7 protein-coding genes and 2 pseudogenes are annotated in these 7,768 nt (G+C 56.1%); 3 read left to right on the forward strand and 6 right to left on the reverse strand.

Annotation, left to right across the window (positions count from 1 at the left end):
* Positions 1-4: 4 nt before the first annotated feature.
* Positions 5-130, forward strand: a pseudogene (locus tag IFT82_RS16475) (SDR family oxidoreductase); the annotation flags it as partial.
* Positions 131-364: 234 nt separating this feature from the next.
* Here IFT82_RS16475 and IFT82_RS16480 read toward each other — a convergent pair.
* Together IFT82_RS16480 and IFT82_RS16485 are read right to left on the reverse strand one after the other, a co-directional pair.
* Positions 365-754, reverse strand: coding sequence for a type II toxin-antitoxin system VapC family toxin (locus IFT82_RS16480; protein ID WP_192128840.1), 390 nt, complete (start codon positions 752-754; stop codon positions 365-367).
* Positions 747-995, reverse strand: a complete 249-nt coding sequence (locus IFT82_RS16485) for an AbrB/MazE/SpoVT family DNA-binding domain-containing protein (RefSeq protein ID WP_192128842.1) — start codon at positions 993-995, stop codon at positions 747-749. The genes IFT82_RS16480 and IFT82_RS16485 overlap by 8 nt, the downstream gene beginning before the upstream one ends.
* 247 nt (positions 996-1,242) lie before the next feature.
* On the opposite strand from IFT82_RS16485, the gene IFT82_RS16490 reads away from it, so the two are divergent.
* Positions 1,243-1,932, forward strand: a complete 690-nt coding sequence (locus tag IFT82_RS16490; protein WP_192128844.1) for a recombinase family protein — start codon at positions 1,243-1,245, stop codon at positions 1,930-1,932.
* Between the two features lie 531 nt (positions 1,933-2,463).
* On the opposite strand, the pseudogene IFT82_RS16495 reads toward IFT82_RS16490, so the two are convergent.
* The 3 genes and pseudogenes from IFT82_RS16495 to IFT82_RS16505 all read right to left on the reverse strand — a co-directional run.
* Positions 2,464-2,873 (reverse strand): annotated as a pseudogene (locus IFT82_RS16495) (MucR family transcriptional regulator); the annotation flags it as partial.
* A gap of 686 nt (positions 2,874-3,559) precedes the next feature.
* Complete coding sequence (locus tag IFT82_RS21035) at positions 3,560-4,537, reverse strand: PEPxxWA-CTERM sorting domain-containing protein (RefSeq protein ID WP_192128847.1); 978 nt, start codon at positions 4,535-4,537, stop codon at positions 3,560-3,562.
* A 262-nt stretch (positions 4,538-4,799) separates the two neighbouring features.
* Positions 4,800-5,348 (reverse strand): FxDxF family PEP-CTERM protein, encoded by a 549-nt coding sequence (locus IFT82_RS16505; protein WP_192128849.1) that lies wholly within the window; start codon positions 5,346-5,348, stop codon positions 4,800-4,802.
* Between the two features lie 681 nt (positions 5,349-6,029).
* Here IFT82_RS16505 and IFT82_RS16510 point away from each other — a divergent pair.
* Positions 6,030-6,890 carry an N-acyl amino acid synthase FeeM domain-containing protein gene (locus IFT82_RS16510; protein ID WP_192128851.1) on the forward strand — a complete coding sequence of 287 codons (861 nt, stop codon included), beginning with the start codon at positions 6,030-6,032 and terminating at the stop codon, positions 6,888-6,890.
* A gap of 49 nt (positions 6,891-6,939) precedes the next feature.
* On the opposite strand, the gene IFT82_RS16515 is transcribed toward IFT82_RS16510, so the two are convergent.
* A complete protein-coding gene (locus tag IFT82_RS16515; RefSeq protein WP_192128853.1) occupies positions 6,940-7,137 on the reverse strand; it encodes a hypothetical protein in 198 nt (65 codons plus the stop codon).
* Positions 7,138-7,768: the final 631 nt, after the last annotated feature.

Below are 7,768 nucleotides of genomic sequence, written 5' to 3' on the forward strand. Positions count from 1 at the left end.
ACGCGCCGGCCTCGGTCGCGACCATTCACTTGGCCGGATGGGCACGGTCGCTGACGTGGTGCAGGCGGTGATGTATCTGGAGGAGGCGAGCTTTGTGACGGGCGAGATCCTCCACGTCGATGGCGGGTAAGTCGCAGGACATTGACAGGTTTGGCTCAAGCTTCCGTCTTTTGAATTGGCCAAATTGGTCTACATCGAGAATGTCGCGCATCTTCTGAATTTCGCAACAGCTACCACCCCAACGTAATCTGCGCTTCCCGGCGTCGCACAAGTCGGTTACTAAAGTTCGCCGTTCCGATGCATATTCACGACATGCCGACCAGCTGGATCCGAAAGGACGTAGGTTGTTACGGAATTTGATCAGTTAGCCTCGAACATTAGTTGTCGTAATGGTGACGTCTGCCTTCGTCAGAGCGGCGTCTGTCGTATAGATTTCCGCATCCAGCTCGATCGCCAGCGCAAGACAGGCGCGATCTCCTAACGATAGTCCAAGAGCTCGGGTAGCCGGCCTCAGGTCACCAATCAGCATCGCTTGAGCTTGCGATAACGGGCGGACATCAAGATGCAAACCGCCTAGAGCCTCTCTGACTTCTACGAGCGAAAGACCCCTTTCGCGTAGTTTCGATACGACCTCGGCGAGGTTCGTGGCGCCGATGACTGATCGGGTCAGCACCTCTGCTACCCGATCAGCGCCAGGTTCATCATTGAGCAGGCACAGCAAAGCTGAAGCATCAAGTACGATTTTGTTACTCATGTTCTGCCTCGGCACGACGGTCACTGATCAGCTCATCGGCCAGATTGGTGCCTTCCGGGATATGACGACGCAGGATGGCACGGGCGCGCTCCAGGGCCTTGGATACCGAACGTACCCGTAGTTCGCCATTATCGATATCGACCATCACGGTATCACCAGCGCCGATCCCAAGCTCACGCCGCATAAGGGCGGGTATCACCAATTTGCCGCCTTCAACGATTTTTACCCGCTGCGCTTCCACCTCATAACTCCTGACTAAGGTACCCAATCAAGCTATTGGGTATCATTCAGACAAATAGGTGTCACGGACGAAAGCCAGTGTAGGAGTGCGTCCTATACCGAAATCGCAGAAAATGCGTTCATCAAGCATTTGCTAGCTCGTCAAGGTCCGCCAGCTTGGCTAGGCTACGCAGCATCGTCATCTCAATTTAGTAGCCATAGGCGGCAGCCATGGCTATTATCGGTATACCCAAACAAGCCGAGGGATAATGACCGGGCAATCCAATCGAACCATCGTCCAGGCAGCACGGGTATATCTGCGGGTCAGCACCGACGAGCAGGATCTGGCCCGGCAGGAATCGATCGTGGCGGGCGCGAGGGCGGCCGGGTTCTATGTCGCGGCGGTTTACCGCGAGAAAGCGTCAGGCGCGCGGTCCGACCGGCCCGAGCTGTTGCGGATGGTCGCGGACCTGCAGCCCGGCGAGGTGGTGGTCGCTGAGAAAATTGACCGGATCAGTCGTCTGCCGCTGCCGGAGGCGGAATTGCTCGTCGCGACAATCCGCGGAAAGGGGGCCCGGCTCGCGGTGCCCGGGATCGTCGATCTGTCCGATCTCGTCGCCGACAGCGCTGGCGTTGCGCGAATCGTGCTCGAAGCCGTGCAGGACATGCTGCTGCGCGTTGCTCTCCAGACAGCGCGTGACGATTACGAGACCCGGCGCGAGCGTCAGCGTGAGGGGATCGAGATCGCCAAGCGGGCAGGGCGGTATACCGGTCGCAAGCCCGACCTTGCCCATCATCGCCGCATCATCGGTCTACGCGAGGCCGGCATGAGCATTGCCCGCACGGCGGAGCTGGCCGGATGCAGCATCGCCCAGGTCAAGCGCGTGACCGCCGTCCACCGTGCCAGAATGGCGGTGGGATCAGGCCTGGACGTGACGGTCACAGATGGCGAGCTCTGACGGTATCCGCTGTCAGGGTTGCCGAGGTCGGGCCTGACAGCGCAGTTGTCGCTGTTCGTGGCGAGCCCCGAATTGATCAACAGGCTGGTGCCGCACAGGGGTAGGCATTTTTTGCCTACCCCTGTCCTCGCGTCATCTGCCGTCGGTATCAGCTTGTGCGTCCGTAGCGGGTGCGGCGTGCTTGCGGCCAAGGCCGATCGTCTTGGCCATGCTGCTGCGGGTTTCGCTATAGGCCGGGGGGCATCGAATAGTCAGCCCGCAGAGCGTAGCGCTGACGGTACGGATGCTGGCATGTCGTGTCAGCACCGCGTTTATGCAGTGAATGGCCAAAGCTACCAGCTATCAGCCTATGGATCGCCGGCATTGATCCGGGGGTGGCGCGGCCACCCCCGGGTGCATCTCACTCGGCGGTGCCGAGCGCTTCCTTGGCGGCATCGAGGGCGGCCTTGCCGCCACGCTTCGCCTTGGGGGCGGGCTTCTCCGCGCCTTCTACCTTCTGGCCGGGCTTGCGGCCTAGGCCGATCGACTTGNGGCTTGCGGCCCAGGCCGATCGACTTGGCCATCGTACGACGGGCCTCGCTGTAGGACTCTGCGACCATCGGATAGTCCGCCTTCAGGTTATAGCGGGCGCGGTATTCCTCTGGCGTCAGGCCGTTGCTGGTCAGATGGCGGCGCAGCGTCCGGTAGGGCTTGCCGTCGATCAGGCTGATGATGTGGTCCTTGCTGGCCAGCGACTTCCGCACGGTCACCGCCGGCGTGTATTCCGTCGGAGCTTCCTCAACCGGCGCCTCGACAGCCGGTCCACCAAGCTTCTCGACGGCTGCATGCATCGACTGCAGGAACGCCGGCACATCGTCCGCGGAGGTACGGGTATTGGGGTTGCCCAGCCAGGCAATGGTGAGTTCGGTGGCAAGCTCGATGGTGTTGGTTTCGGTAGTCATAGTAATCCTGAACTAGTGTGGTGGTGCTACAGCATTCAATAATACAGGGCTCGTTCAAGGCGACATAAGTGAAATATTTTAAGTGTCAACTACCGTAACAAGACCATGCGGTAACCACTCGGTTATTGATGAGATAGGATAAGGATATGGCGAGAGATTAGCTATCTTAATGCGGTATATTTAATAGATTTACATCAAATCATCGAGTTTCTGGAGCTATAAGAGCTCAGCCACTAATTAAGTTCGATTTTTAGATTGCATGGAGGTATATATGGTGTCGATTTTGACAGCACATACACGCTGTATACCAAATCAAACTTCGTTATGATTGGGCAGTGCGTTGTTGGCCCGACCGTGACAAAACGCTGCAGTTTCTCTAGTTAATGGTAGAGCACAACGCCTTAAAGTTGTTCAAGGCAAATCCAGGTTGGCGTCTAAGATACACTATCAAATATGGTTGCCAAATCAATGGACGATTTTCTATCAATCAGGTGGGGGTTTGACGCTACTTGCGGAAACGGTACCCTTGCATAATGCGCATTACTTAAACCATGCCTACAGCTGTCGTAATAGTGCGTCGGCCAGCCGGTACAGCCGACGCGCTATCAATTCATTGAACGTGATTTAAGAAATGTGAACACTTACGGTTCTTAAGACAATTGAGGTTGCTCAGAAGGCCGCTGACATCATGCGTAGGAGACCTTGGTCGAACGGCGCCGATAACGGAGGGAGGCACTCAGCAGGCCAAAGCCAACCAGCATCATCGCCCAAGTGCTGGGCTCTGGTACTACAGATGTAAGACCGAACCGCTGATTGATGTCACGGTAGCCTGCGGCCTGGACTGCGGCAGTGGGGTGAACCCCGTCAAAGGAGAAGATGCCGACACACCCCGTCGCTTGAGCGCCTGCTTCGAGGCAATTAATGTCTGCGCGCTGTGGTGGCAAGCCCAGCGAAGAAGGATTCGTCAGGGCGCGCCGATTGAAATCGCTGAGGCTGTAGAAAAGCAAGTCGGTATCAGCGTCCAGCGACAGGGTCGCGATTGCTGCGGTGAGATAACCGTTCGCAGCAATGGTGAACGGATCGCCTGCGAGAGGGAAATCCGTCATGAAGATGTTGCGCACACCAAGATCGTTTAGGGTCTGAACGCCGGCGGCATATTGGCTGGCTGCGGCTTGCAGGTAGGCGTCGATGGTAGGGAATGAACCGATCGCGCCCTCTTGGCCAAATACGCCTTTGGCGCCAAAGACGTCATTGCCGCCAAAGTTCAGGATATAAATGCCATTGATATCAATATCCCGGCCAGACGCGGTAAACGCGCTGATCTGCGCCTTGAGATCGGGAATGCCGTCACCGGTATCGACGACGCGGGCGCCGCCAAAGGCGAAGTTGGTGCCGCCTGCCAGTGATGGCGTTGTAGGCACACCAAAGAGGTCGATGGATAAAAGGTCAGGGTAATCGTAGCCGTTAGTGAAACGGTTCTGGAAATAGCCGAGCGCCGGGTCCGGCCGGGTTCCGCCATTGGCGATGTAAAGGTTGCCCGCATCTACGAGGCTGTCACCGAAGACTGTAACCGAGGTGTAGCGCTCAGTGTCCCGGTCTGCCCAAGCCGGAGCGGCTGACAGTACCCCTAACGTCCCAAATGCTAACGCCAAAACCTTGCCCAACGTAATTCTCCTTGCCCGCAGTCGCATGCCCAGACTTGAGAGTCATAATTGCCAACAAATGATTATGACTTCGCCTGCCATCTCATATCAGACGAATAACTGCTTACAGCATAATTTAGGAAATGCACCATCGCACAACCATCAAATAGTATGCCTATAGCTGTCAAAGTAACGATACATGTACCGATATAATTGTCGCTGACAGCAAAAGGCTCGCCGGTCATTGGACCGGCGAGCCTTTCAATCGTCTTGCTGTCGGATGTTACGCGAAGCGCACCGTCGTTGCACGACGGCGGTACCGCGTAGCAGCACCGATCATGCCAAAGCCGACCAGCATCATTGCCCAGGTGGTGGCTTCCGGAATGGCTGCTACGAAGGACGCCTGGCCACCATAAGCACCACCACCGCGCGAAACGCCGTTCACGACGATCGTGTTCAGTACGCCAGCGACGACCGGAATGTTGTTGGTGAACGCCACCTCGAACAGGCCGCCTTCGGTGCGATTGATACCAGCGGCGACGCCGTTGACGAAGACCGAGGTAAAGTCGAGGTCGTTAGGCGACTGGAATACCGTCGCGCTCGTCGTCACCGTGCCGCTGCCAAAGCCATTGGTTGGAAGAGTGAAGGTAAAGGTGTCGGAGAATTCTCCAGCAGCGATACCGGTGTTGAAGAATGCGCCAGCGAAGGTGCCATTCGGACCCGGGGTTGCGGTGAAGTTCGTGCCACCGACCGGGAAGGTTGCTGCATATGCCGCGGGTGCAGCCAGGGTCATCGTGGCAACCGCAAGGGTCGAGACAATCAGTCGCTTCATATGAAATTCCTCAAAACCGGGCGCACTGGCCGCAAGGCCGTCGCTTACACGGATGTCAAAAGCTGCGCTAGATAATTAATAATGCATTAACGAAATTTTCAAAGAATTATAACAAGTTAATTGTTAGGCGATTGCATTGGACCTGGCCGTCATGCAAATCGCCTGAAAGACAGGTCGCTCAGCTGAGGGGTGGGGGCAAGCGTCGGGGTGGGGATTCCCCACCGCACCACGCGCCTATATGGCGGCTTAGGGAAGCCACCGTGGGACGAGCATCTGGTCCGGTCGTAGTTGGTCAGAACAGCCACGATAGTCGTTCGATCCCGCAACGCAGCATCTTTGGCCCCGTCCATCGCACGGCCTGCCGACTATTCTGCTGCCACCGATAGTAATTCGAACCTTTAGCTGCTCTGCATTTCCGGCGGCTTGGATGTATCAAGGTGCGCTTGCGATAGTGGAAAACGGTAGATTAACTTAAATTAATTGCTGTTCGGTTGGTGTATTAACCGGATGATGATTATTTCAGGCGCAGATTTGCCGTGTCAGGAAATGATCTAGGCAAGCTACGCGCTTACAAAACGTAATTAATACTTTCCTACATCCGGCAGCGGATAGCTCACGAATGATTGAAGGCTATGCCAGCTGTAGGTGGTGGGAAGTATCACGATCTCAAGGGGTTCGGATATGTCGCTATCTCTCGACCGTCAGCCTGAGCAGCGCAATCACCAGGTGATGCCAATCTCTAACCAGCGCGTTGATACCGTTGACAAGCTGCATGAGATCAGTCTTCCCGTCACTGGCATTTGTGGACATCAAAAGCTGGTCAGCGTTCGTCTGGCCGATACTGACGATCAGCGTAGCTCGGCATGCATGTTGATCAACAAAATGTATTCCTGGCGTGGGTATGGTGATGACCACAAGGTGCCGGTGCGCTCGACGCATTCCACATTCACTGCCTCGGTTGAGGATGACGTCATTGGTACGTTGACGTTGGGGGTAGATTCCCCGGCCGGGCTTGCCGCCGATGGCATTTTCAAAGAGGAAATCGATCAATTCCGGCAGGTTCCCAATGCCAGGGTATGCGAATTGACGAAGCTGGCATTCAACTCGACCATGCCGTCAAAGCCGATGCTTGCTGCCCTCTTCCATATCGTGTTCATCTACGGACAGCGTCGGCATAATTGCACCGACCTGTTCATCGAGGTGAATCCACGGCATCGCCGCTTTTATGAAGCGATGCTTGGTTTCAAGCGGGTCGGAGCAGTCAAGACCAATCCCAGCGTCGATGCACCTGCCCAGCTTATGTGGTTGAAGATCGCGGATATCCGTACCCAGATCGATGAACATGCCGGTCAGGGGGATGCGGCAAGCGTGCGATCGCTATATCCGTTCTTCTTCTCACGCCGGGAGGAGAACGGGATATATTCCCGCTTGGAGGATACCCAGTTCGGCACCGCTGCTCAGGCAGGGGACGGGGGGCATACCGGCTCGGCTTTGCGTGACCTCAGTCTCGTCCTACCTGGTGAATCAGAGATACGTCAGTAGATGGTGCTTCTCGTGTCATGTGACCGAGCGCTCTCAGGCACGTAGCTAATTAATGTATCGATGGGTTCGGAACCGGAGTGGTCATGCTGTCGGCAACGCCGGCCGCATAACCGTCATGCCAAAAGTCATAAAGCGACGGATCAATATGGTTAGGTGGAGAGGCGTCCTCTCGCATCGCGCCCGATGCCCAGCCGTCTTCGAAAAGCGATATTGCCGCTTCGAATACTGCGTCGACTTGGATGATCATTGTATATCCTGAGTGTTAGTTAACGTTTTGAGCTCGCGCTCTTTAGTGGCGNATCCTGCGTCGACCTGGATGATCATTGTATATCCTGAATGTTAGTTAACGTTTTAAGCTCACGCTCTTTAGTGGCGATGAACGCAACAGCCTATAATTCGGTTGCACTAGACATCGTGATTTATCTAGACCGAACCTCTTATACGAAGCGGCCACTCTACGCATTGGAACGGCGAAGAGCAGCCAGACCGCCGACCAAGCAGGGCTACAGTGAGTCGGCCGGGATTTGGTAATACGGGATGACCAACCTGCTAATGCGTTCGCATCCACCGGCAGGCCGCTGCTGTTTGCTTCCGATTAAAAAGGGACGCGTAGCATGCCGCGCCCGTATGATCGGTCNCCCGTATGATCGGTCAGTACCATGGCGCATCGGGGTTGAAGCCTACCCATATTGGTTGACCTGCGATACATTCCTCGGCAGTCATTGAAGGGATAGCGCGTGACGGATGGTCGATCAGTCGGTCGGGTGGCAAGGGTTGCGGTATTGCTAGCGACACCGGCGGTGCTGGGAGCTACCGGGTTGACTACCAATTTTGATGACCGAGTGCTTGCCGCTCATAATCGCGGGCGTGCGGAGCTA

The sequence above is a fragment of the Sphingomonas sp. CFBP 8760 genome (assembly GCF_014841615.1).
GTDB lineage: Bacteria > Pseudomonadota > Alphaproteobacteria > Sphingomonadales > Sphingomonadaceae > Sphingomonas.